This window comes from Promicromonospora sp. NPDC059942 (assembly GCF_042731755.1).
In the GTDB taxonomy this organism is placed as follows: domain Bacteria; phylum Actinomycetota; class Actinomycetes; order Actinomycetales; family Cellulomonadaceae; genus Promicromonospora.
Genome location: NZ_JBHWLR010000013.1, coordinates 71431 through 94571, shown reverse-complemented (window position 1 = coordinate 94571; position 23141 = coordinate 71431). Strand labels below are relative to the sequence as shown.

Annotated in this window: 20 protein-coding genes; 11 read left to right on the top strand and 9 right to left on the bottom strand. The window is 74.0% G+C overall.

The annotated features are described in order from the left end of the window. Positions 1 to 35: 35 nt before the first annotated feature. From ACFV9Q_RS20340 to ACFV9Q_RS20325, 4 genes are all read left to right on the top strand, one after another. Positions 36 to 956: an NAD-dependent epimerase/dehydratase family protein gene (locus ACFV9Q_RS20340; protein ID WP_377235896.1), complete on the top strand. Its 921-nt coding sequence runs from the start codon at positions 36 to 38 to the stop codon at positions 954 to 956. Between the two features lie 61 nt (positions 957 to 1017). Further along, a complete protein-coding gene (locus tag ACFV9Q_RS20335) occupies positions 1018 to 3660 on the top strand; it encodes a helicase-associated domain-containing protein (protein ID WP_377235895.1) in 2643 nt (880 codons plus the stop codon). Between the two features lie 31 nt (positions 3661 to 3691). Next, the gene (locus tag ACFV9Q_RS20330; protein ID WP_377235894.1) at positions 3692 to 5389 is read left to right on the top strand and encodes a DNA repair helicase XPB; all 1698 of its coding nucleotides are present in this window, start codon (positions 3692 to 3694) and stop codon (positions 5387 to 5389) included. Positions 5390 to 5514: 125 nt separating this feature from the next. Then, positions 5515 to 7758, top strand: a complete 2244-nt coding sequence (locus ACFV9Q_RS20325; protein ID WP_377235893.1) for a TPM domain-containing protein — start codon at positions 5515 to 5517, stop codon at positions 7756 to 7758. 45 nt (positions 7759 to 7803) lie between these two features. Here ACFV9Q_RS20325 and ACFV9Q_RS20320 read toward each other — a convergent pair whose 3' ends face one another. Continuing rightward, on the bottom strand, positions 7804 to 8397 hold the full coding sequence (locus ACFV9Q_RS20320) for an NYN domain-containing protein (RefSeq protein WP_377229808.1): 594 nt from the start codon (positions 8395 to 8397) through the stop codon (positions 7804 to 7806). 141 nt (positions 8398 to 8538) lie between these two features. On the opposite strand from ACFV9Q_RS20320, the gene ACFV9Q_RS20315 reads away from it, so the two are divergent. The 4 genes from ACFV9Q_RS20315 (at position 8539) to ACFV9Q_RS20300 (ending at position 12125) form a co-directional block, all read left to right on the top strand. Then, a complete protein-coding gene (locus ACFV9Q_RS20315; protein ID WP_182619482.1) occupies positions 8539 to 9264 on the top strand; it encodes a response regulator transcription factor in 726 nt (241 codons plus the stop codon). Further along, positions 9257 to 10858, top strand: coding sequence for an ATP-binding protein (locus ACFV9Q_RS20310; RefSeq protein ID WP_377235892.1), 1602 nt, complete (start codon positions 9257 to 9259; stop codon positions 10856 to 10858). The genes ACFV9Q_RS20315 and ACFV9Q_RS20310 overlap by 8 nt, the downstream gene beginning before the upstream one ends. A 105-nt stretch (positions 10859 to 10963) precedes the next feature. Further along, a complete protein-coding gene (locus ACFV9Q_RS20305; RefSeq protein ID WP_377235891.1) occupies positions 10964 to 11668 on the top strand; it encodes a hypothetical protein in 705 nt (234 codons plus the stop codon). A gap of 172 nt (positions 11669 to 11840) precedes the next feature. Continuing rightward, positions 11841 to 12125, top strand: a complete 285-nt coding sequence (locus ACFV9Q_RS20300) for a WXG100 family type VII secretion target (RefSeq protein ID WP_182620033.1) — start codon at positions 11841 to 11843, stop codon at positions 12123 to 12125. 145 nt (positions 12126 to 12270) lie between these two features. Here the strand turns inward: ACFV9Q_RS20300 and groL are convergent, their stop codons facing one another. From groL to ACFV9Q_RS20270, 6 genes are all read right to left on the bottom strand, one after another. Beyond that, entirely contained in the window at positions 12271 to 13899 is a 1629-nt protein-coding gene (gene groL, locus ACFV9Q_RS20295; RefSeq protein ID WP_121386650.1) for a chaperonin GroEL, read from the bottom strand. A gap of 204 nt (positions 13900 to 14103) precedes the next feature. Continuing rightward, the gene (locus ACFV9Q_RS20290) at positions 14104 to 15624 is read right to left on the bottom strand and encodes a phytoene desaturase family protein (RefSeq protein WP_377235890.1); all 1521 of its coding nucleotides are present in this window, start codon (positions 15622 to 15624) and stop codon (positions 14104 to 14106) included. Positions 15625 to 15852: 228 nt separating this feature from the next. Then, positions 15853 to 16056, bottom strand: a complete 204-nt coding sequence (locus tag ACFV9Q_RS20285; RefSeq protein ID WP_020017272.1) for a cold-shock protein — start codon at positions 16054 to 16056, stop codon at positions 15853 to 15855. A 204-nt stretch (positions 16057 to 16260) separates the two neighbouring features. Continuing rightward, positions 16261 to 16911 (bottom strand): LytR C-terminal domain-containing protein, encoded by a 651-nt coding sequence (locus ACFV9Q_RS20280; protein WP_377235889.1) that lies wholly within the window; start codon positions 16909 to 16911, stop codon positions 16261 to 16263. A gap of 42 nt (positions 16912 to 16953) precedes the next feature. After that, positions 16954 to 17250: a DUF3263 domain-containing protein gene (locus tag ACFV9Q_RS20275; protein ID WP_377235961.1), complete on the bottom strand. Its 297-nt coding sequence runs from the start codon at positions 17248 to 17250 to the stop codon at positions 16954 to 16956. Between the two features lie 109 nt (positions 17251 to 17359). Beyond that, entirely contained in the window at positions 17360 to 18076 is a 717-nt protein-coding gene (locus ACFV9Q_RS20270) for a uracil-DNA glycosylase (RefSeq protein ID WP_377231056.1), read from the bottom strand. A gap of 196 nt (positions 18077 to 18272) precedes the next feature. Between ACFV9Q_RS20270 and ACFV9Q_RS20265 the strand changes: the two genes are divergently transcribed. The 3 genes from ACFV9Q_RS20265 to ACFV9Q_RS20255 all read left to right on the top strand — a co-directional run bounded on the left by ACFV9Q_RS20265 (position 18273) and on the right by ACFV9Q_RS20255 (position 21283). Further along, a complete protein-coding gene (locus ACFV9Q_RS20265; protein WP_377235960.1) occupies positions 18273 to 19031 on the top strand; it encodes an SGNH/GDSL hydrolase family protein in 759 nt (252 codons plus the stop codon). A gap of 133 nt (positions 19032 to 19164) precedes the next feature. Next, positions 19165 to 20700, top strand: coding sequence for an MFS transporter (locus ACFV9Q_RS20260; protein ID WP_377235888.1), 1536 nt, complete (start codon positions 19165 to 19167; stop codon positions 20698 to 20700). 34 nt (positions 20701 to 20734) lie between these two features. Continuing rightward, the gene (locus ACFV9Q_RS20255; RefSeq protein WP_377235887.1) at positions 20735 to 21283 is read left to right on the top strand and encodes a TetR/AcrR family transcriptional regulator; all 549 of its coding nucleotides are present in this window, start codon (positions 20735 to 20737) and stop codon (positions 21281 to 21283) included. A gap of 14 nt (positions 21284 to 21297) precedes the next feature. Here ACFV9Q_RS20255 and ACFV9Q_RS20250 read toward each other — a convergent pair whose 3' ends face one another. Further along, the gene (locus ACFV9Q_RS20250) at positions 21298 to 22449 is read right to left on the bottom strand and encodes a phosphotransferase (RefSeq protein ID WP_377235886.1); all 1152 of its coding nucleotides are present in this window, start codon (positions 22447 to 22449) and stop codon (positions 21298 to 21300) included. Positions 22450 to 22453: 4 nt separating this feature from the next. After that, the gene (locus ACFV9Q_RS20245; protein WP_377235885.1) at positions 22454 to 23137 is read right to left on the bottom strand and encodes a FadR/GntR family transcriptional regulator; all 684 of its coding nucleotides are present in this window, start codon (positions 23135 to 23137) and stop codon (positions 22454 to 22456) included. Between the last annotated feature and the right edge of the window lie 4 nt (positions 23138 to 23141).

The following is a 23141-nucleotide window of genomic DNA, read 5'->3' as shown; positions in this document are numbered from 1 at the left end:
ACAGAGAGCACCGCTCTCGGAATGGAGCATTGGTCATGTCTGACACCCACCTCATCGTCGGCGCCGGTCCGATCGGCCGGCACGTCGCCGCCCTGCTCGCCGAGCGCGGGTCCCGCGTCACGGTCGTGAGCCGCTCGGGCCGCACCACCGGGATCGACGGCGTGGAGCACCTCGCCCTCGACGCCTCCGACGCCGACGCCCTGTCCCGCACCGCCGAGGGGGCCGACTACCTCTACAACTGCGCCAACCCGGCCGACTACACCCAGTGGGAGCGCGTCTGGCCCCCGCTCGCCACGTCCCTGCTGACCGCCGCGGAGCGCTCCGGCGCCGTCTACGGCATCACCGGCACGCTCTACCCCTACGGCCCCGTCGACGGCCTGATCTCGGAGGACCTGCCCGACGCGGCGACCGACCACAAGGGCCGGCTGCGCGCCAAGATGTGGGCGGACGCGAGGGCGGCGCACGAGGCCGGCCGTATCCGGGCCGTCGAGATCCGCGGCTCCGACTACATGGGCCGCGGCGTGGGCGGGAACGGGCACATCTCGCGCCTGGTGCCCAGCGCGCTGGAGGGCAGGCGCGCCCTGATGATGGGCCGCACCGACCTGCCGCACACCTTCACCGACGTCGCGGACGCCGCCCGCACGCTGGTCGCCGCCGCGGAGGACCCGGGGGCCCACGGCCGCGTCTGGCACGTGCCGAGCAACGCCCCGGTGACGCAGGCGCAGGCCCTGACCGACGTGCTCGCGAGCGTCGGAAAGCCGCCGGTGAAGATCTCCTCCCTGCGCGGCGCCGGGCTCGCCGCCGCCGCCCTCGCCGTCCCCTTCATGCGCGAGATGCGGGAGATCATCTACCAGTGGGAACGGCCGTACGTGCTGGACGACGCCGCGGCCCGCGACCGCTTCGGCATCACCCCCACCCCGTGGGCGGAGGTCTGCCGCCGCACCGCGCAGGTCTGACCGGGGCCGGGCACGGACCCGGCCGGACGGAGAGCCAGGAAACCCGCGTAGCATCGTCAGGATGGCCTCCTCGCTCCCCGCAGCGCCGGCCTCGGCCACGCGGCACTTCGCCGACGATCTCCGGCAGCGCTCGGACACCGCGCTCGCCGCGCTCCTGCGCGCCCGTCCTGACCTCGCCTCCCCCTCCCCCTCGACGCTCCGGTCGCTGGCCGCCCGTGCGTCGAGCCGCACGTCGCTCGAACGCGCGCTCGCCCGCTCCGACGCCCTGACCCTGCAGGTACTGGAGGCGGTGCTCGCCCTGGAGCCCGTCTTCCGCGCCCCGCCCGGACCGGGTACCCCCGGTTCGGGCACCCTTGGTCCCGGTACCCTCGGCCCCGAGGTCGTCACCCGGGCGCTCGGCGGCGCGGCGGACGACCGGGCGGCGGTGGAGGCGGCCGTCCACCTGGCCGTCGAGCACGCCCTCCTCTGGGACGCCGGCCAGACCGCCGGACCGGCGTCGGCGCCGGACCTGCGCACCTCGCCGGGGCTCGACGAGCTGCTGGGGCCCAACCCCGCGGGCCTCGGTCCACACATCGACCCGGTCCCGGACGGGCTGGCCGAGGCGGTCGCGCAGGCCCTCGGCCCCGCGCCCGGGCCGCCCGGGACGGGCGCCGCGCTCGACGCCCTGCTCGCCGAGGCGCCCGGCGGGGCGCGCGCGATCCTGGACGCCCTCGCGTGGGGGCCGCCGGTCGGCGTCGTCCCGGCCGCGGGGACCCGCCCCCGCGACGCGGTGAACTGGCTGGTCACCGCACATCTCCTGGTCCGCTCCGACGCCCGGCACGTGGTCCTGCCGCGGCTGGTCGGGCTGGCCCTGCGCGACGGGCACACCCACCGCGCGCCCCTCACCCGGGCGCCCGAGCCGCAGGGTCGCCCCGTGCCGAGGGCCACCGCCGACGCCGAGGCCGCGAGCGCCGCGCTCGAGCTGGTCCGGCGCGTGCGCGTGCTGCGCGGCTCCTGGGACGAGAACCCGCCGTCCGTCCTGCGCGCAGGCGGGCTGGGCGTCCGTGACCTGCGCCGGCTCGCCACGCAGCTCGAGACCGACGAGCCCGCCGCGGCGTTCGTGGTCGAGGTCGCCGCGCTGGCCGGCCTGGTCCGGGACGACGGCGACGCGCCGCCGTCGTACGTGCCGACGGTGTCGGACTGGGACGACCTGGACGACGCCGCCCGCTGGGCCCGCCTGGTGGAGGCCTGGCTGGCCTCCCGGCGCGCGCCGTGGCTGGTGGGCTCGCGCGACGACAAGGGGGCGCTGCGGGCTCCGCTGTCGCCGGACCTGCACCGGCCGTGGGTGCCACGGCTGCGGGACAGCGTGCTCGGGGTGCTCGCGGCGGCCCGGGACGGCGAGACCGTGCTGGCGCCCACGGCGGCCGCGGTCGTCGAGGTGCTGACCTGGCACACGCCTCGCTCCGTGCCGCCGGCGAGCGCGGTCGAGGGGCTGCTGGCCGAGGTGGAGTGGCTGGGCGTGACGGGCGCGGGCGCGCTGTCGGCGCCGGGCCGGGCGCTCCTCCCGGCCGACCCGTCCCGCCCGGCCGACGTCGCCGGGGCGCTGCGCGCGGTGCTCCCGCACGAGGTGGACGAGATCCTGCTGCAGGGCGACCTCACGGGGATCGTCCCCGGGCGGCCGTCGCGCGAGCTCGCGCGGCTCCTGGAGCGGGCGGCCGACGTGGAGTCACGCGGCGCGGCGACGACGGTGCGGTTCAGCCCGGCGTCGGTCACGCGGGCGCTCGACCAGGGCGAGACGGCGGACGGCCTGCTCGACGAGCTGGCGCACCGGTCCCCCGTGCCCGTCCCCCAGCCGCTGGAGTACCTGGTCCGGGACACCGCCCGGCGGCACGGCGCGGTCCGCGTCGGCTCGGCGTCGGCGTACCTGCGGGCCGCAGACGCGACCGTCCTCGCCGGGCTGGAGCACGACCCGTCGCTCGTCGGCCTCGGCCTGGTCCGGCTCGCGCCGACGGTCCTCGCGGCGTCGGTCCCCGCGGCGGCCCTGCACGAGGCGCTCCGCAGCCGCGGGCTGGTCTCGGCCCTGGAAGGGCCGGACGGCCGGGTGCTCGTGGCACGTCGCGGCGTCACGGGCCGGGCGATGCCCGCGCCGCGCTCGGCGGCCGCGATCCGGATGGGCTCCGGGTCCGACGTCGCCACCCGCACGCCCGACCCCGAGTCGCTGGTCGCCGAGCTGCGCGCCGTCGAGGAGGCGGCCCGGGCCGGTGCGCGGGCGCGGGCGGACGCGGCCGAGGTGGCGCACTCCGTCGCCCCCGCGAGCGGCATCCCGCTGCGCGGCTACCGCATGGTCCCCGGCCGGCCCGCCGGCACGGGGACGGCGGAGGAGGTGACGTCCGGCGCGGCCCTGCCGTCGCCGACGAACGGGTCCCGGGCCGCCGCCGCGGGCGCCGGGACGCCGGCCGCACCGCAGGATCACGGGCCCGAGGACGACGACCCGGGAACACAGCACCCCGCTGACGGGTTGGCACTGCTGCGCGACGCGCTCCGCGACGGCTCCACCGTGATCGTCGAGGTGGCCGGGCACACCGGCCGGCTGGAGCGCCGCGAGCTCAAACCCCTGAACCTCGACGGTGGCAGGCTGCGCGCGCTCGACCCGGACCGAGAGGCCGAGCTGACGATCGCCGTCCACCGCATCGCGTCGGTCCTGCCGACGTCATCCACGCCCTGAGGCGCACCAGACCAACACTGAGGGAGACCCCATGCCCGACGGCCCGTTGATCGTGCAGAGTGACAAGACGCTCCTGCTGGAGGTCGACCACCCGAGCGCCGAGCAGGCGCGCCGTTCCATCGCGCCGTTCGCCGAGCTCGAGCGCGCGCCCGAGCACGTCCACACCTACCGCCTGACGGCGCTGGGCCTGTGGAACGCGCGCGCGGCCGGCCACGACGCCGAGCAGGTCGTGAACACGCTCATCGAGTTCAGCCGGTACCCGGTGCCGCACGCGCTGCTGGTCGACGTGGCCGAGACGATGTCCCGCTACGGGCGCCTCCAGCTCGCGCAGGACCCGGCGCACGGCCTCGTGCTGCGCACCACGGACCGGGCGGTGCTCGCGGAGGTGCTGAAGTCGAGGCGCACGTCCGGCCTGGTCGGCGCGCGGATCGACGAGTCGACGGTGGCCGTGCACCCGTCCGAGCGGGGCCACCTCAAGCAGGTCCTGGTCAAGCTGGGCTGGCCGGCCGAGGACCTCGCGGGCTACGTGGACGGCGAGAAGCACCCGATCGAGCTGAGCCCCACGACGCACCCGCGCACGCCGCACGAGAAGGCGGCCCCCTGGGAGATGCGGCCCTACCAGGCACAGGCCGTGGACGGGTTCTGGCACGGCGGGTCCGGCGTCGTGGTGCTGCCCTGCGGCGCGGGCAAGACGATCGTCGGCGCGGGCGCGATGGCCAAGTCCGGCACGACGACGCTGATCCTGGTGACGAACACCGTCAGCGCGCGCCAGTGGCGCGACGAGCTGGTGCGGCGCACCACGCTGACCGAGGACGAGATCGGCGAGTACTCCGGCACCAAGAAGGAGATCAAGCCGGTCACCATCGCCACCTACCAGGTGCTCACCACCAAGCGGAAGGGCGTCTACACGCACCTCGAGCTGCTCGACGCCCGCGACTGGGGCCTCGTCCTGTACGACGAGGTGCACCTGCTGCCCGCGCCCGTCTTCCGGATGACGGCGGACCTGCAGGCGCGCCGGCGCCTCGGCCTGACCGCCACGCTGGTGCGCGAGGACGGCCGCGAGGACGAGGTGTTCAGCCTCATCGGGCCCAAGCGGTTCGACGCGCCGTGGAAGGACATCGAGTCCCAGGGCTACATCGCTCCCGCCGACTGCGTGGAGGTGCGCCTCACGCTCCCGGAGAGCGAGCGGATGACGTACGCGACGGCCGAGACGGAGGACAAGTACCGGCTGGCCGCGTCGGCGTCGGGCAAGAAGAAGGTGGTGGAGCAGATCGTGGCGCGCCACCCCGACGACCAGGTGCTGGTCATCGGGCAGTACATCGACCAGCTCGAGGAGCTGGCCGAGCACCTCGGGGCGCCGATCATCACCGGGCAGACCACCAACAAGGAGCGGCAGCGGCTGTTCGGGGCGTTCCGCGAGGGCGAGATCTCGCGGCTCGTGGTGAGCAAGGTCGCCAACTACTCGGTGGACCTCCCGGAGGCGTCGGTCGCCATCCAGGTGTCGGGGTCGTTCGGGTCGCGGCAGGAGGAGGCGCAGCGCCTCGGGCGCATCATGCGGCCCAAGGCCGACGGCCGCACCGCGCACTTCTACGCCGTGGTCGCGCGGGACACCGTGGACCAGGACTTCGCGGCCCACCGGCAGCGGTTCCTGGCCGAGCAGGGCTACGCGTACCGCATCGTGGACGCCGAGGACCTGGACGAGTCGCCGGCCGGCTCGACGACACCCTGACGTCGGGCCTGATCAGGGCGTGAAAATGCCCTTCACGCTGGGCATTCACCTGGGGATTCGTTGCACATACGCAACGTTACGGTCTCCGATTGCGGTGTCTTGAACCCGGGGTGACGATCAGGGACGTGATCGAGTCCCGAGCAAGAGCCGAGCATCCGCACGATCCCGGCACCCGCGCTTCCGGGGGCTGGGTCATCGTGGCCTTCGCCGGCCTCGTCGGCATCGTCCTGGCGGCCACCTCACAGGCCGCCAGCGCGACGGTCGTCGGGCCGGCCGAACCACGGCCGTCCGTGTCGCCGCGCCTGTCGGCCGCCACGCAGGCCGAGCTCATGTCGGACATCCTGCCCGCGTCGCCGCCGATCACGCTCACGGACCCCGTGACCGACGGCGCGGGCGCGCTCACCGACACCGAGCGCCAGGACGTGCTGGCCGCCGTCGAGCGGCTCGCCGCGGAGTCCGACCTGCGCATGTTCGTCGTCTACATCGAGAGCTTCGACGGCACCGACCCCGTGGACTGGGCCAACGCGAGCGCGAACCAGTCCGGGCTCGGCACCGAGGACCTGCTCCTCGCGATCGCGACCGTCGACCACGAGTTCGGCCTGTCCGCGGACACCAACGTGCCGCTCACGGACGGCCAGCTCGGGCAGATCGACGACGCCGTCGCGTCCGCCGTCGAGGACGAACGCTGGGCCCCCGCGGCCACCGACGCCGCGGACTCGGTCCGCACGGGGGTCGCGAGCACCACCAGCCCGCTCCTCGTGGTGGGCATCGCCGTCGCGGCGCTCCTCGTCCTGGCCGCCCTCGGCTACGTGCTGTGGCGGTTCGCCGCACCCCGGCTCCGCCCGCTCCTCACCCAGCTCAGGGACCGCACCCCGGTGGCCGGCGGGCCGGCGCCGGACGCCTTCGCGGACCTCACGACCGACGAGCTCGACGAGCGCGCCGCGGCGGCCCTGGTGGGCATCGACGACGCCCTGAAGACGTGCGAGCAGGAGCTCGGCTTCGCCCGCTCCGAGCTGGGCGCCGACGCGACGCGGGACTTCGAGCTGATCCTGGAGGGCGCCGCCGCCGACGTCCGCGAGGCGTTCGCGGTGCGGCAGGTCGTGGACACGGAGCCCCGCGCCGCCGCGCCCGAGGGCCCGGAGGCCGCCGCTGACACGTCGGGCGACGACGCGTCGGACGACGACGCGCCCAGCACCGCGGAGGACCCGGTGCGGCGTGCCCGCCTGACCCGGATCATCGCGCTGTGCGACGCCGCGGCCGACACGCTCGACGCACGCACCCGCGCCTTCGACGACCTGCGCCGCCTGCAGCAGCGCGCCCCGGAGCTGCTCGCCGACGTCGTCGCCCGCGAGGCCGAGGTCTCCCGGCGCGTCGCCACCGCGCGCGGCCTCCTGACGCAGCTCTCCCGGCGGTACCCGACGGGCCCGCTCGCCACCGTGGTGGGCAACCCGGAGCAGGCGGAGCTGCTGATCGCCAACGCCAAGGAGGCCGTGGCCGCCGGGAACTCGGCCCTGGCGGCGGGCCAGAAGGTCGTCGCCGTGGCGCACGCGCGGGGCGCGCAGAACGCCCTGGGGCAGGCCGTCATGCTGCTCGACGCCGTCGACGCCACCGCGCTGCACCTCCGGGAGGCCGTCGGCCGGCTCGACAAGTCGATCGCGTCGCTCACCCAGGACGTGGTCTCCGCCAAGGCGATCGAGGGCGACCTCCGGGTCACCCTCGCGCGCGCCGCGGCCCAGGCCTCGCTCAAGAACGTCGAGGTGACGCGCGAGGGCGGCGACCCGCTCGCCGGCCTGCAGCGCATCGCCGCGGCGGAGGCCTCCCTCGACGCGGCCCTGGCGTCCACCCGTGACCACACCGAGGTCAGGGCCCGCGCGTCCGCGCTGCTGCGCGACACGCTGCGCCGCGTGGACGCGCAGCTGCGTCAGACCGGCGACTTCATCGCGACCCGCCGCGGGGCCGTCGGCGCCGCGGCGCGCACCCGGCTCGCGGAGGCGGTCCGGCTGGCCGACGTCGCCCGCGCGCTCCACCCGACCGACCCCACCGCGGCCCTGAACGAGGCCCAGGAGGCGAGCGCGCTGGTGCGGGAGGCGGCACGCCTGGCCCGCCAGGACGCGGACGCCGTCGTCGCGGCTGCTGCTGCCGCCGAGGCCGAGCCCGACGCCGACGGGACCGACGCGAACGGGCCGATCAGCGGCGGCATGATGCTCGGCGGCATCCTGCTCGACCCGCACCTGGTGCGCTCGCGCAAGCGCGCCCGCACGGCCCGCATCGGCGGCGGGTTCGGCGGGGGCGGGTTCGGCGGCGGCCGGCCGGCGGGGCACCGCAGGCTGGGCACCGTCCGGGCCTGGTGGCCGGCGTCGGCACGCTGACGACGCTCCCCCGGGGGCGGTGAGCGCCCCCCGGGGATCGCCGGGCTACAGGTAGCGCAGCGGGTCGAACTCCTCGATCGGGATGATGCGAACGCGCGGCAGCATGGTGGTGAAGGCGTCGGCGTCGGCCTCGAGGTCGTACATGACCAGGCCGCGCTGCTCCTGCTCGGTGAACCGCGCGTTGACGAACTCGCGGAAGCCCAGCAGGCCGACGCGGCGGTCGTCGTCGGCGAGCAGGGCCTCGATCTGCGGCAGGAAGTCGCCGTCGTGGCTCGCGAGGAGCACGTCGCCAGGTCGGTCCATCAGCGCGTCGAGGGTGCGCTGGATACCGACGTCGACGACCTTCTCCGAGCCCTGCGCGGCCAGCGGGATGGGCTTGTAGCCCATGGCGAGCAGCGCCTGCACGAACGGCATCGGCATCTGGCCGGACGTCGCGTTGAGGAAGAACAGCGGCACGACCTCCTGCGACCAGACCTTCTCCGCGAACGCGGAGATACGGTCCCAGCGCGGGCGCTCCTCGGGTGCCGGACGGCGGTTCAGCACGTTCATGCCGAGCGTGGCGTCGATGTTCTCACCGTCGACGATGAGATACGTGCGCCGGGGCAACTGCCCGGACTCCTGCGGGGACGGTGCTGACATGCGACACAGCCTAGGCCGTGTGCGCCGAATCGCGGAGCCGAAGCCCGCTCGACGGGGGCGGCGGACAGCCGGAACGGAAGCCCGGGGGATTTCCCGGGCGAAACTCAGGCAGTCTTCAGGAACCAGCCGCACACTGGAAACATGGCTACTCCTGAGGCGCGTCTGGTCGTCGTGGACGACGAACCGAACATCCGCGAGCTCCTGTCCACGTCCCTGCGCTTCGCGGGCTTCGAGGTCCATGCCGCCGCGGACGGCAACGGCGCGCTCCAGCTCGTCCGCGACGTCGAGCCGGACCTCGTGGTGCTCGACGTGATGCTCCCGGACATGGACGGCTTCACGGTGACGCGCCGGATGCGGGCGACCGGCCGGCACACCCCCGTCGTCTTCCTCACCGCGAAGGACGACACCCAGGACAAGGTGCAGGGCCTCACCGTGGGCGGCGACGACTACGTGACCAAGCCGTTCAGCCTGGAGGAGGTCGTGGCGCGGATCCGCGCGGTGCTGCGCCGCACGGGCGTGCCCGCCCCCGAGGAGGAGGCCGTGCTGCACGTGGGCGACCTCGAGATGGACGAGGACTCGCACGAGGTGCGCCGGGCCGGCGTCGAGGTCGACCTGTCGCCCACGGAGTTCAAGCTGCTGCGCTACCTCATGCTCAACTCCGGCCGCGTCCTGTCCAAGGCGCAGATCCTGGACCACGTGTGGCAGTACGACTGGGGCGGCGACGCGAACATCGTCGAGTCCTACATCTCCTACCTGCGGCGCAAGATCGACACGCTCGAGGTCGAGGGCGAGACCCTGCCCCCGCTGATCCACACCAAGCGGGGCGTCGGGTACCTGCTGCGCGCCCCGCAGCCCGTCCGTGCTTAGGGAGCGCCTCGCCGGTATCCCTCTGCGCGCCAGGCTCGTCGCGATCATCTCGCTGCTGCTGGCGGCGGGGCTCGGTATAGCCGGCATCGCGACGACCACGGTGGTCTCCAGCTTCCTGGTCCAGCAGGTGGACGACGAGCTGCACACGGCCGCGCTCGACCCGATCGCCATCATCCAGTCCACCTCGGGCCAGGCGCTGCCCAGTGACTACTACGTGCTGATCGAGAACGAGAGCGGCAAGCGGACCCAGCTCGGCAACTCCGCGATCACGCGGTTCGGCACGCCCGAGCTGCCGGAGGTGACGTACGAGGAGGCCGTCGCCAGCGGCGGCGAGCCGTTCACCGCCGCCGGGGCGACCGGCACCGACGACACGGGCGACGGCGAGACCGGCGACGGCAGCTCCCGTGACGGCGCCGGCCCGGACACCGGCACCGAGAGCTGGCGCGTCATCACGCTGGGCGCGACCTACCCGAGCGGCGAGCGCGCCACGGTCTACGTGGCGCTGCCCCTGGTGGGCATGGACCGCACGGTCTCGATCCTGACCCGGACCCTGATCATGTCGGGCCTGGGCATCGTGCTGCTCGGCGGGCTCACGGCGTGGCTGCTCGTGGAGCGGTCGCTCCGCTCGCTGCGGTCCGTGGAGCACACGGCCGCGCAGATCGCGGCGGGCGACCTGACGCTGCGCGTTCCCGAGGCGCCCGCCGGCACCGAGATGGGCTCGCTGGCGGCGTCGCTCAACGCGATGCTGACGCAGATCGAGCGCGCCTTCGCCGCCCAGGAGGCCTCCGAGGTGCGCATGCGGCAGTTCGTCTCGGACGCCTCGCACGAGCTGCGCACGCCCGTCGCGACGATCCGCGGCTACGGCGAGCTGTACCGGATGGGCGCCCTGGACAGCTCGGACAAGGTCGACGACACGATGTTCCGCATCGAGGACGCCGCCCGCCGCATGGGCACGCTGGTCAACGACCTGCTGGTGCTCGCGCGCCTCGACGAGGGGCGCCCGGTCGCCCGCGAGGACGTCGACCTGGTCGCCCTCGCGCGGGACTCCGCGCAGGACCTGCACGCGCTGGACCCGACGCGCGACGTCACCGTGGTGCCGCTGGCCCCGGACGCCGGTCCGGACGATCCGGCGGGGCAGGTCCCCGGCAAGCTCGTCGTGGAGGGCGACGGCGACCGCCTGCGGCAGGTCCTGACCAACCTCATCGGCAACGTCGCGCGGCACACGCCGGCGGGCACGCCCGCCGAGATCGCGCTGGGGGTGCTGCCGAGCGCGCCGGGCTCACCGGGCTCACCGGGCGCCAACGGCGCCGCACTGAACGGCGAGAAGGCGGCCCCGGGCGCCGACGCCCCGGCGTCGGGCCGCTCCGCCGTCCTGGAGGTGCGCGACCACGGTCCCGGCCTCACCGAGGAGCAGGGCCGGCGGATCTTCGAGCGGTTCTACCGCGCGGACTCGTCCCGCACCCGGGAGTCGGGCGGCGGCTCGGGGCTCGGCATGGCGATCGTCGCGGCGATCGTGGGCACGCACGGCGGGCACGTCGAGGTGGCGCAGACCCCCGGCGGCGGCCTGACGGTCCGGCTCACGCTGCCGCTCTGACCCCGAACCGTGATCACGATCCCGTGACGGTGGTAGTCGCCACTGACCGTTTCGGTAATAGGCTGGTCGTGGAGTGACCGACATCGACCGTTAGGCAGAATTCACATGGGCGTGCTGACGTCTGACGCGCCGCAGTGGTTCCTCAAGTCCTTCGTCCGCAGCGCGGTGGGCGCGGGGGCCACGGCGGACACCGACGCGATCGAGGCGGTCGGCCAGTCGCTCCTCGACCGGTGGGCCGACGAGAACCGGCACTTCCACAACCTGCGCCACCTGGCCTCCGTGCTGCACCGCGTGGACGAGCTGGCCGAGGAGACGCACGAGCCGGACCTGGTGCGCCTCGCCGCCTGGTACCACGGCGCGGTGTTCAACGCCGAGCGCAAGGTGGCCGACGCCTCGCAGGGCGGCGAGCAGACCACGGCCTCGGCGGCCCTCGCGGACAAGGAGCTGACCGGGCTCGGCGTGCCCGTGCGGGCGGCGGACCGGGTCGCCGCCCTGGTCAACGCCATCGTGCGGCACGCGCCCGACCCCACGGACTTCGACGCCGCGGTGCTCAACGACGCCGACCTCGCGATGCTCGCCGCCGAGCCGCAGCGCTACAAGGACTACAAGTCCGCGGTGCGCGCCGAGTACGCGCACATCCCCGCCGAGGACTACCTCCGGGCCCGGATCCGGGTGATCGAGCGGCTGCTCGCCCGCAAGTCGCTCTTCCTGAGCCCCATGGGCGCCGCGTGGGAGGAGCCCGCGCGGCAGAACCTCGACATGGAGCTGCACCGGCTGCGCAAGGAGCAGGCGAAGCTCGACACGCCCTGACGGCGCCCGCGACAGACCCTCCGGACGGCCGCGCGCCGGTCCGAGCGCGACCACACCCCCGGCATCCACAGGCCTGTGCACAGGCGGTCCCGCGACCGCCCCGCCGTCGGCCGCCCCGTGCCTACCGTCGGTGCGGGACGCCGGACGGGCCGGCGTGCGGGAGGTGATGACCATGCGGTTCGAGGTCGACAGCGACCAGGTGGAGCAGGCGAGCGCGGCGGTGGCGGGCTCGGTGGCCACCGTACGCACCGAGGTGGGGGCGCTCATGCGCAACCTCGACGCGCTGCAGGCGAGCTGGCAGGGGCCGGCCGCCGCGGCGTTCGGCGGGACGGTCGGGCAGTGGCGGGGCGCGCAGGCGCAGGTCGAGGGCGCGCTGGACGCGATCCAGGCCGCGCTGGCGGCCGCGGCCCGCACCTACGCGGAGGCGGAGGCGGCCGCGACGCGCATGTTCTCCTGACGCCCTGCGGGCTCCGGACGCGCGCGGGCGCTTCCGCGGCCCGACAGGAAAAGGCCGACGCCGGCCGGTCACCCTCCGCGTGAGAGGTTGACCGACCGGCGTCGGACGGGTGCGCGGGCCGAGGCCCGAGCGGGTCAGGCCGGACTCAGAAGTCCATGCCGCCCATGCCACCGGTCGGGTCGCCGGCGGGGGCCCCGACGGGCTCCGGCTTGTCGGCGACGACGGCCTCGGTGGTGAGGAACAGCGCGGCGATCGACGCGGCGTTCTGCAGCGCCGAGCGGGTCACCTTGACCGGGTCGTTGACGCCCGCGGCGAGCAGGTCCTCGTACACGCCGGTCGCGGCGTTCAGGCCCTGGCCGGAGGGAAGGTTGCGCACCTTCTCCGCCACGACGCCGCCCTCGAGGCCGGCGTTCACGGCGATCTGCTTCAGCGGGGCGTCGATCGCGGCACGCACGATCGAGGCACCGGTCGCCTCGTCACCCTCGAGCTCGAGCTTGGCGAACGCGACGGCGCCGGCCTGGATGAGGGCCACGCCACCACCGGCGACGATGCCCTCCTCGACGGCAGCCTTCGCGTTGCGGACGGCGTCCTCGATGCGGTGCTTGCGCTCCTTGAGCTCCACCTCGGTGGCCGCGCCGGCCTTGATGACGGCCACGCCGCCGGCCAGCTTGGCGAGGCGCTCCTGCAGCTTCTCGCGGTCGTAGTCCGAGTCGGACTTGTCGATCTCGCTGCGGATCTGGTTCACGCGACCGGCGATGAGGTCGGCGTCGCCGGCACCCTCGACGATCGTGGTCTCGTCCTTGGTGACGACGACCTTGCGCGCCTGGCCCAGCTCCTCGAGCGTGGCGTTCTCCAGCTTGAGGCCCACCGTCTCGGTGATGACCTGGCCGCCGGTCAGGATCGCGATGTCCTGCAGCATGGCCTTGCGGCGGTCGCCGAAGCCCGGGGCCTTGACGGCGACGGACTTGAAGGTGCCACGGATCTTGTTCAGCACCAGGGTCGCCAGGGCCTCGCCCTCGACGTCCTCGGCGATGATGAGGAGCGACTTGCCCGACTTCATGACCTGGTCGAGCAGCGGCAGCATGTCCTTGACGTTCGAGATCTTCGACTCGACGATCAGGACGTACGGGTCCTCGAGCACGGCCTCCTGGCGCTCGGGGTCCGTCTCGAAGTAGCGGGCCAGGAAGCCCTTGTCGAAGCGCATGCCCTCGGTGAGCTCGAGCTCGAGGCCGAAGGTGTTCGACTCCTCGACGGTGATGACGCCTTCCTTGCCCACCTTGTCGAGGGCCTCGGCGATGAGCTCGCCGATCGCCGGGTCGCCGGCCGAGATCGCGGCCGTGGCGGCGATCTCTTCCTTCGTCTCGATCTCCTTGGCGGCGTTCAGCAGCTGCTCGGTGACGGCCTCGGTGGCCTTCTCGATGCCGCGCTTGACGGCGATCGGGTTGGCACCGGCGGCAACGACACGCAGGCCCTCCTTCACGAGCGCCTGGGCGAGCACGGTGGCGGTGGTGGTGCCGTCACCCGCGACGTCGTCCGTCTTCTTGGCGACCTCCTTGACGAGCTCCGCGCCGATCCGCTCGTAGGGGTCCTCGAGCTCGATCTCCTTGGCGATGGAGACACCGTCGTTGGTGATCGTGGGGGCGCCCCACTTCTTGTCCAGAACGACGTTGCGACCCTTCGGGCCGAGCGTGACCTTCACCGTGTCGGCGAGCTGGTTGAGCCCGCGCTCCATGCTCCGACGAGCAACCTCGTCGAAAGCGATGATCTTGGCCATGGGGATGAATCCTCCGCTGGTGGCTTGTCCAGGCCGGCCGGTGCCCGCGACGGACGGCAACCGCCTCGACGACCATGTCTCGCCGCGGCAGGAGGCCTCACCATTCGACCCTGCTGTCACTCTCCAACGGAGAGTGCTAAGACATTATTGGCACTCGGACCTTGAGAGTGCAAGACGCGTACACCGCGAGCGAACGCGGCACACCTACCCCGGCGCGAGCCCCTGCACGTGGCGGAGGTCGAACTCCCCCACCAGCGCCCGGCGCGCGGCGTGCCACCCGCCCATGCCGTGCACGCCCGGGCCCGGCGGGGTCGACGCCGAGCAGAGGTACACACCCTCGGCGACCTGGTACGGGTCGGGGGCGAGGGTGGGCCGCGCGACCATCTGCCACATGCTCGCGGCGCCCGCGGAGATGTCGCCGCCCGGGTAGTTCTGGTTGTGGCGCTGCATCTGGTCGGCGGGGATGCACCGCGCGCCGACGACGACGTCGCGGAAGCCGGGCGCGAAGCGCTCGATCTGCCGTGTGACCGCCTCGGTGACGTCGTGCGGCGAGCCGGCGGGCACGTGGGCGTAGGTCCACAGCGGCCGCCTGGCGCCCCGCACCCGGCCGGGGTCGGCGACGCCCGGGTCGCTGAGCAGGACCATCGGGTGGTCGGGATGCACCCCGTGCGCGACGGCGTCCTCCGCGATCACCATCTCCCCGCGCGACCCGCCCACGTGCACGGTCGACGCGCGCCCGACGTCGGGCGCCGCCCAGGGGACCGGGCCCGACAGGACGAAGTCGACCTTGGCGGCCGCGTTGCCGTACCGGAACCTGCGCAGGGCGGCGCGGCGCGGCGCCCGGATCCGCTCCCCCAGGACCCGCAGCACGGTGGTCGGCGTCGTGTCGAAGAAGACGGCGCGGGCGGGCGGGAGGTCGCGCCAGGCGTCGACCGGGCGGCCCGTCTCGACGGTGCCGCCGTGCGCCCGGAGGTCACGGACCAGGGCGTCGGTGATGGCCTGCGAACCGCCCACCGGCACGGCCCAGCCGCCGTCGGCGTGCGCGAGGGCCGCGAGGAGCAGGGCCGTACCCGCCCCCGCGTACGACGGGAGCGGCGTGATGGCGTGCGCCGCGACGCCGGTGAGCAGGGCTTTCGCCTCCTCGGTGAGGAACCGCCGCTCCCAGCGCGGGCCGCCCTGCTCGAGGAGTGCCGCGCCGAACCGCAGGCCCGGCCGGACGAGGGAGGCCAGGCCCCAGGTCTCCGACGCGTGCGCGCCGTGGTCGCGCACGCCCTCCAGCATGCCGCGCACGGTCCGCTTGTCCCCCAGCGCGAGCGCGGTCACCTGTCGCCAGCTCTCGGCGAGGGGGCCGATCAGGTCACGCCACGCGTCGCCGTCGGCCCCGAGGCCGTCGGCGGTCCGGGCCAGGTCGCGCCACGCGATGCCCGCGCGATCGCCGGCGAGCGGCTGGGCGTAGGCGACCTCGGGCGCGACGAGCTCGACGCCGTGTGCCGGCAGGTCGAAGGCCCGGAAGAACGGCGAGGCCCAGGCCATGGGGTGCACGGCGGAGCAGAGGTCGAAGAGCAGGTCGTCGTCGAGCTCGGGTACAGGGAGCGTGCGCGCGCCGCCGCCGATCGTCGGCTGCGCCTCCAGCACACGGACGCCCAGGCCCGCGCGGGCTAGCGTCACCGCGGCCGCCAGGCCGTTCGGCCCGGAGCCCACCACCACTGCATCGAGGAGCGTCACGCACCCCATCGAATCACGGGTGCTCGCCGGGCAGGGGGCGCCAGGCGGGAACCAGAGCGAGCAGCCGCGGTACGGGGCGGCTGCTCGGTGGCGTCGGGCATCGTCGTCCGACAGGGTGCGATACCGGTCGTCGTCGACCGTCCAGTGCGGACGCCGGGGTCTGGGTCCCAGCATCCTCGGGGGGTGGCGGGCGACGGGTGGGCAGTTCCCACCCGTCGTCCCATCGAGTCAGACCGGACGAACCTGCTCTGCCTGCGGACCCTTCTGTCCCTGCCCCACCTCGTACTCGACTTCCTGTCCCTCGTCGAGGGACCGGTAGCCATCGCTCTGGATCGCACTGTAGTGAACGAAAAGGTCCTGGCCGCCGGCGGTCGGGGTGATGAAGCCATACCCCTTCTCGGCGTTGAACCACTTGACGGTGCCCTGGGCCATGCGTAGTTCTCCTTGTACCTCTGCACGGGCCATGCGGTCGACCCGTGGTGGTTCGAGCCTAGTGGTCCGTCTCACACCAGGGAACCCTCTATGCCCGGTATGCGGCATTAAGCGCATGGCGAACGCCCAGGTCAGAGGGCTGCAAACCGCCGCTTGTCAAGGAATATCAACATGGTGGTACAGCCTGGTAAACCCAACCGAAGGTCAGCCCATGGTCGAGGGCCGGGTCACGACGACCACCCACAGGGCCTCGGGCGACTCGGACACCGCCGCCGACTCGACCATGTTGGCCTCCGGGATGCCGAGCAGCGCCGCGGTGTAGGCGGCCGTCTCCGCACGGTTGGCGCCGTAGAGAATGGTGTTCTCGGTGTAGGTCGCGCCGTCCGGGGTCGCCGGCTCCTCGCGCAGCGCCGCGCCGGCCACGTCCTGCCCCTTCAGGTAGTCGGCGGTCTCGCCTGCGAGGCCCGCCTCCTGCCCGACGTTGTAGACGGCCACCTGGGCGGTCAGGTCCGCGCCGGCCTTGAGCGCCGCCGGGTCGGCAGCACCGCCGGTCTCCGCGGACGGCTCACCGCTGGGCTCGCCCGACGGTTCACCCGACGTCGAGGCCGAGGGGGACGGCGAGACGGGCGCCGAGGCCGAGGTCGACGGGTCGCCCGACGCCTCCGCCGGTTCCCCGTCGCCGGAGAGCAGTGTGATGCCGCCCCACGCCACGGCGGCGCAGACTACGGCGACCAGCAGGAACGGCCAGGCCGAGCTCCAACCGCTGCGCGGTGCACGGTGCACACCCACCGGTGCGCCCCCGGGGACAGCGACGTCGAACTCGTCGGGCGGGTAGGGGTAGCCACTCTTCGTCACGGCAGAGAGAGTAGCGGGTTGTTGTGACGGATCGGTGCCTTCTCAGTGGTTCTCATCCGTCAGACGACGTGTAGATCGTGCTCGCTGCCGGGTCGAGCGGAGCCTGCGCAGCCGCTTGACCAGCATCGGGTCGTGCTCCAGGGCGGCCGGGGAGTCGATGAGCGTATTGAGAACCTGGTAATACCGCGTGGCCGTCAGACCGAACAGCTCACGCGCCGCTTCTTCCTTGGCGCCGGCGTACTTCCACCACTGGCGCTCGAACGCGAGGATCTCGCGGTCCCGGTCGGAGAGCCCCTTCTCCGCGCCCGCGACGGCGGGGGCCTCGACGTGGGCGACCAGCGTCTCGCCGGTCCCCCCGGAGGCCGGAGGAACAGTCCTGTTGTTCACCTGAGTCCTTTTCACGTTGTCTGCACGCCGGGAGTCCGCCGGCGCCAAGGGCGGCCGGTCGTTACGGCAGGCGCCAGTCGACGGGCTGGGCGCCCTGCTGCTCCAGGAGCGCGTTGGCCCGCGAGAACGGCTTGGACCCGAAGAAGCCGCTGCGCGCCGACAGCGGCGACGGGTGCGCGCTCTCGACCACGGGGACGTCACCCAGCCACGCCTTGAGGTTGCGCGCCTTCGCGCCCCACAGGATCGCCACGAGGGGCCCGCCACGGGCCACCAGCGCACGGATGGCGGCCTCGGTGACCTCTTCCCAGCCCTTGCCGGCGTGCGAGTCGGAGGAGCCGGGGCGGCAGGTCAGCGTCCTGTTCAGCAGCATGACGCCCTGGTCGGCCCAGGGCCGGAGGTCACCGTTCGACGGGAGCGGCAGGCCGAGGTCCTCCTGCAGCTCCTTGTAGATGTTGACCAGCGAGCGCGGGACCGGCCGCACGTCCGGCTGCACCGAGAAGGACAGGCCCATGGCGTGCCCCGGCGTCGGGTACGGGTCCTGGCCCACGATCAGCACACGCACGTCCGCGAGCGGGCGCTTGAACGCGGCGAGCACGTTCTCCCCCGCCGGGACGTAGGTGCGCCCCTCGGCGACCTCGGCTCGGAGGAAGTCGCCCATCGCATGGATGCGGGGCTCGACGTCGGCCAGCGCCTCGGCCCAGTCCGGCGCGATGACCTGCGACAACGGGGGCCGGCCAGCGGCATCGGCGGCGTCGGCAGGGGGTGTCGGGTTCACGATGGTCTCCACGTTCAGGAGGTTACCGGGACCCACTGACAGCGACCGTCTGTGCTGCCCGACACACCCACTTGTGACGACTCTTCACCGCGTTGGCGCAACAATGAGGACCGTGAGCGCGACGACGACCCCAGAACCGGAAGGCCCCTCCACGACCCCCACCGCGACCGCCCCCGTCCGCTGGACGCGGTACATCGCCATGGGCGACTCCTTCTCGGAGGGGCTGTGGGATCCCTATCCCGACGCCCCGGACGTGCAGCGCGGCTGGGCGGACAACCTCGCCGCCGCGCTCTCCGCCCGCCGCATCGCGGCCGGCGAGGCGCCGCTGGAGTACGCGAACCTCGCGATCCGGGGCCGCAAGCTGCGCCCGATCGTCGCCGAGCAGCTCGGGGTCACCCTCGACGCACAGCCGGACCTCGTCTCCCTGGTCGCGGGCGGCAACGACATCCTGCGCGCCACGGCGGACATCGACGCGATCTCGGCCGCCCTGGAGGACGCCGTCGTCACGCTCCGTGCCACCGGCGCCGACGTGCTGATGGGCACCGGCTTCAAGGCGGGCGCCGCGCTGAGCTGGACCAACGGCCGCGTGGGCATCTTCAACGCGAACGTCTGGTCCATCGCCCGGCGCCACGGCGCGCACGTGGTGGACCTGTGGGGCATGCGCGCCCTGGCCGACCTGCGCCTCTGGTCCTCCGACCGCATCCACCTCACCCCCGAGGGGCACCAGCGGGTGGCGAACGCCGCGCTCGTCGCGCTCGGCCTGGAGCCGGACGACGCCGCCTACGACGTGCCGCTCGACGCCGCCCCGCCCGCGGCCTTCCGCGAGACGGCGCGCGCCAACGCCGCCTGGATGCGCCAGCACGTGGGCCCGTGGGTCAAGCGGCGCCTGACCGGCACCTCCAGCGGCGACGGACGCACCGCGAAGTGGCCGACGCCGGGAGCCTGGCCGCGCGCATAGTTCACCCGCTCGGCCCTACACTTGCGAGGGTGAATCTCAGAGGCTCCCCGGTGCTCGCACCGGGGAGCCTCTGACGTCTTCACACCCCACCCTGGCCGCGTAACTTAACCTTCTAGATGGTACATTTACAACCATGACGATGAGCCCTCCGCTGGGTGCGGGCACGTCCCGGCTGAGCACCGGACGGCGCTGGACCCTTCTGGTCACGGTCGGCACCGGTCTGCTGCTGATCACGCTGGACAACTCGATCCTGTACACGGCGCTGCCGACCCTCACGCGCGAGCTCGACGCGAGCTGGAGCGAGAGCCTGTGGATCATCAACGCCTATCCGCTGGTGATGACCGGGCTCCTGCTCGGCTCGGGCACGCTGGGCGACCGGTTCGGGCACCGGCGGATGTTCGTGTCCGGCCTGGTCGTGTTCGGGCTCGCCTCCTTCCTGGCCGCGACCGCGCCCACGCCCGAGGTGCTGATCGCCGCGCGCGGGCTCCTCGCCGTCGGCGCCGCGGCGATGATGCCGGCCACGCTGGCCCTGATCCGGGTGGCCTTCGTCAACGAGCGCGAGCGCAACATCGCCATCAGCGTGTGGGGCAGCCTGTCCGTCGTCGGCGGCGCCCTCGGGCCGATCGTCGGCGGCGTGCTGCTGGAGCACTTCGCCTGGGGCTCGATCTTCCTGATCAACGTGCCGGTGGTCCTGCTGGCCGTGATCGTCGGGCTCGCCGTCGCGCCGGAGGACGACCCGCACCCCGCGACCCGGTGGGACTTCGTCTCGTCCGTCCAGGCCCTCGTCACGCTGGTCGGGCTCGTGGTCCTCATCAAGGAGGTCGCCCGCGCCGACCGGTCCGGGACCGTCGTCCTCGGCGCGGCAGCGGTGACCGTCGTGGGCTGGTGGGTCTTCGTCCGCCGGCAGCGGCGGCTGCCGTTCCCGCTGCTCGACCTGTCGATCTTCCGCAACGCCGCGTTCTCGTCCGGGGTGCTGGCGGCGGCGATCGCCATGTTCGCCATGGGCGGGCTGCAGCTCGCCACGACGCAACGGTTCCAGCTCGTGGCCGGGTTCACCCCGCTGGAGGCCGGGCTCCTGGTGGCCGCCATCGCCCTCGGCTCGCTGCCGTCCTCGCTCCTGGCCGGGGCGTTCCTCCACGTGGTGGGCCTGCGGGTGCTGATCGGCGGTGGCCTGGCCGTGGGCGCCGTCGGCGTGGCGGGGACGCTGTACGGCGTGCAGCACGGGACCGAGTGGCTGCTGCTCGCCGGCCTGCTCGTGACGGGCCTCGGGCTGGGGGCGGCGATGTCGGTGGCCTCCACGGCGATCATCGGGAACGTGCCCGCCCGCCGGGCCGGCATGGGCTCCTCCGTGGAGGAGGTCTCCTACGAGTTCGGCAGCCTGGCCGCCGTGGCCCTGCTCGGCTCGCTGCTGACCACCGTCTACACCGCGACGGTCCGCCTGCCCGACGGCGCCCCCGTCGAGGCGGGCCGGTCGATGTCCGACGCCCTGACCGCCCCCGGCACCGGCCCCGAGGTGCTCGCCGCCGCGGCCCAGGCGTTCGGGAACAGCTACTTCGTGGTCATGGTGATCTGCGCCGCGGTCCTGGCGCTCGGCGCTATCGTCACCACAGTGCTGCTCCGCGCCTACGGGCCGGGATCGGCATCCTCCGCCTACGGTTCGGGTCACTGAACCGCTCCGACCGCGACGCCCCGCAGGAGACCCCGTGCGACCGAGCAACCGCGACCGCATCCTCGAATCCGCCGTGCGCCTGGTCCAGCGCGAGGGCGTCACGGCCGTGACCTTCGACTCCGTGGCGGCCGAGGCAGAGCTGACGCGCGGCGGGATCATGTACCACTTCCCCTCCCGCGAGGGGCTGCTCGTCGCCATCCACGAGCACCTGGCCGCGCGGTGGGAGGCCACGCTGGAGGCCGACGCCGGCCGTCCGGCCGACCAGCTCACCCCCGACGAGCGGCTGGCCGCCTACATCCGCGTGAGCGCCCAGGCCGCGACCCGGGCGGAGCTGCAGCTCATGCTGGAGGCCGCGACCCGTCCGGAGTGGGCGGGCCCGTGGAGCGTGGTGCTGGAGCGGTGGGCGCCCGTGCCCGACGACGCGGAGGCCGACCCGGCCTCGATGTCCCTGCTGGTGGCCCGCCTCGCCGCCGACGGGCTGTGGATGTTCGAGTCGCTCGCCTACCGGTCGATGCCCGACACCCAGCGCCGCGCCGTCGCGGAGCACCTGGTGCGCGCCGTGGCGGGGGCTCCCGGAGCCTGAACGGGGCCCGGCGCCTACCGCGAGAAGGCGGGGAACACGGGTGCTCGCGACGCCGCGGCAGCAGGCCAGCGCCGCGTCAGCGCCGCGCCGAGCGACTGGAGCCATCCGGTGACTGCCGCCAGACCCTCGACACGCTCCGTCAGGCGCGCGCAGGTCCCGACCTGGTGCACGATCTGCCCTCGACGTCGCCGGGCGTCCGCCCGCGCCTGATCCGGCCGGGCGATCAGCGGCAGCCGGACGAGCCTGCCGAGCAGCGCGACGACGGCCCCGTCGGCGAGCGCCTGGCCGTGACCGGCGGCCGGCAGGTCCGCGCCGTCCGCGGTCAGCGCAGCGTGGTACGCCGTGTCGGCGGACTCGACGGCTTCCGGCGGCAGCACGCCCCACGGGCTGCTGTGGTGCGGGAACGGGTAGTGCAGGAAGCACGCGTCGATCCCGGTGTGCCCGATGCGTGATCCCTCGAAGTCGATCAGCCGGGCGCCGTCGTCGGTGATCAGCACGTTGGTCGGGTTCAGGTCCAGGTGCACGAGCGCCGTGTGCGGCCCGCGCGCGGCCACCCGGCCGAGCAGGCGCAGCACCGCCGCCCGCGCCGGCCTCCCTGCGGGCAGCCGGAGATCCGCGCACTGCCGCTCGACGCGCTCCCAGTGGTCCGCGCCGAGGTCGTAGAGCGCCCCGCTCGTCACGTCGGACGAGAACGCGTCGAGGAGGTCCCGGTGCTCGGCGTCGCTGCCGACCGTCGTCGCATGCAGGCGTCCGACGGCGGTCGCCATGGCGACGAGGGCGGCCGTCGCGGCGCGCGGGTCGTCGCCCAGAAGGTGGTCCTGGAGGGTCGGCCAGGTGCCGAGGTCCTCCTGAAGCAGGAACCCCGCGCCGTCGTCGACGTGCAGCAGCCTCGGGGCGACGCCGCTCCGTGCCGCCGTCCGCAACCCGGCCGCCTCGCGACGCAGGTAGGGCGGGCCGCCGTGGCCCTCCCCCGACACCCGGAGGTGCTTGACGATCACGGACGCCCCGACTCCCGGCAGGTCACGGTCGAGCCGGAGGCGCGTGACCGGGGCCCAGTCGTGACCCACGTGCTGCTCGCGGAGGACCACGACGGCGCCGCCCGCGACCCGGGACAGGGCGGCGGTCACCGCCGCACGCCGCTCCTCGGTCAGGGGGTGTGCGGGCACCCGCTCAGGAGCTCTCGACGCGGGCCAGGAGTTCGTCCAGGAAGCCGCAGGCCTCGGCGACGGCCCGGTCCGGATCCCGCCGCGCGATGGCGTCGGCCAGATCCTCGTGGCCGATCTCGGGCGCGTGCTCCGCGCCGGGCGTGATCGTCGACGTCGCGGCGACGCTCGCCGTGATGACCTCCGTCAGCCCCCGGTACAGCTCCGTCAGCAGCCCGTTGTGCCCGGCGCGGACGACCGCCTGATGGAACTCGGCGTCCGTCCGCGCGAAGTCCTCCCAGCGGCCCTCGGCCAGCTCTGTCGCGCGGCGGGCGAGCAGGGCGCGCAGCTCGGCGACCTCCTCCTCGGTCCGCTCGGTGGCGGCGAGCCGGGCGCCCTCGACCTCGAGGGTGCGCCGCACCTGCAGCACCTCCCGGAGCTCCGAACCGGCAAGCCGGCGGATCGCACCGGAGACCTCGCTCGTGGCGCGCACATACGTGCCGTCCCCCTGGCGGACCTCCAGCAGCCCCGTGTGCGCGAGCGCGCGCACGGCCTCACGGATGGTGTTGCGGCCGACGCCGAGCTGCTCGCCGAGCTCGGGTTCGGTGGGGATGCGTACGCCGACGGGCCATTCGCCCTCGCGGACCGCGGCCCGCAGCTGCTCGATCACCTGGTCGACGAGGCCGGCCCGGTGCGTGGTGGCCAAAGGCACAGCG

Bases quoted from the DNA above. Each gene is read 5' to 3' on its own strand.
- ACFV9Q_RS20340 (WP_377235896.1), top strand. From the start codon at position 36: ATGTCTGACACCCACCTCATCGTCGGCGCCGGTCCGATCGGCCGGCAC.
- ACFV9Q_RS20335 (WP_377235895.1), top strand. From the start codon at position 1,018: ATGGCCTCCTCGCTCCCCGCAGCGCCGGCCTCGGCCACGCGGCACTTC.
- ACFV9Q_RS20330 (WP_377235894.1), top strand. From the start codon at position 3,692: ATGCCCGACGGCCCGTTGATCGTGCAGAGTGACAAGACGCTCCTGCTG.
- ACFV9Q_RS20320 (WP_377229808.1), bottom strand. From the start codon at position 8,397: ATGTCAGCACCGTCCCCGCAGGAGTCCGGGCAGTTGCCCCGGCGCACG.
- ACFV9Q_RS20315 (WP_182619482.1), top strand. From the start codon at position 8,539: ATGGCTACTCCTGAGGCGCGTCTGGTCGTCGTGGACGACGAACCGAAC.
- ACFV9Q_RS20305 (WP_377235891.1), top strand. From the start codon at position 10,964: ATGGGCGTGCTGACGTCTGACGCGCCGCAGTGGTTCCTCAAGTCCTTC.
- ACFV9Q_RS20300 (WP_182620033.1), top strand. From the start codon at position 11,841: ATGCGGTTCGAGGTCGACAGCGACCAGGTGGAGCAGGCGAGCGCGGCG.
- groL (WP_121386650.1), bottom strand. From the start codon at position 13,899: ATGGCCAAGATCATCGCTTTCGACGAGGTTGCTCGTCGGAGCATGGAG.
- ACFV9Q_RS20285 (WP_020017272.1), bottom strand. From the start codon at position 16,056: ATGGCCCAGGGCACCGTCAAGTGGTTCAACGCCGAGAAGGGGTATGGC.
- ACFV9Q_RS20265 (WP_377235960.1), top strand. From the start codon at position 18,273: ATGGGCGACTCCTTCTCGGAGGGGCTGTGGGATCCCTATCCCGACGCC.
- ACFV9Q_RS20260 (WP_377235888.1), top strand. From the start codon at position 19,165: ATGACGATGAGCCCTCCGCTGGGTGCGGGCACGTCCCGGCTGAGCACC.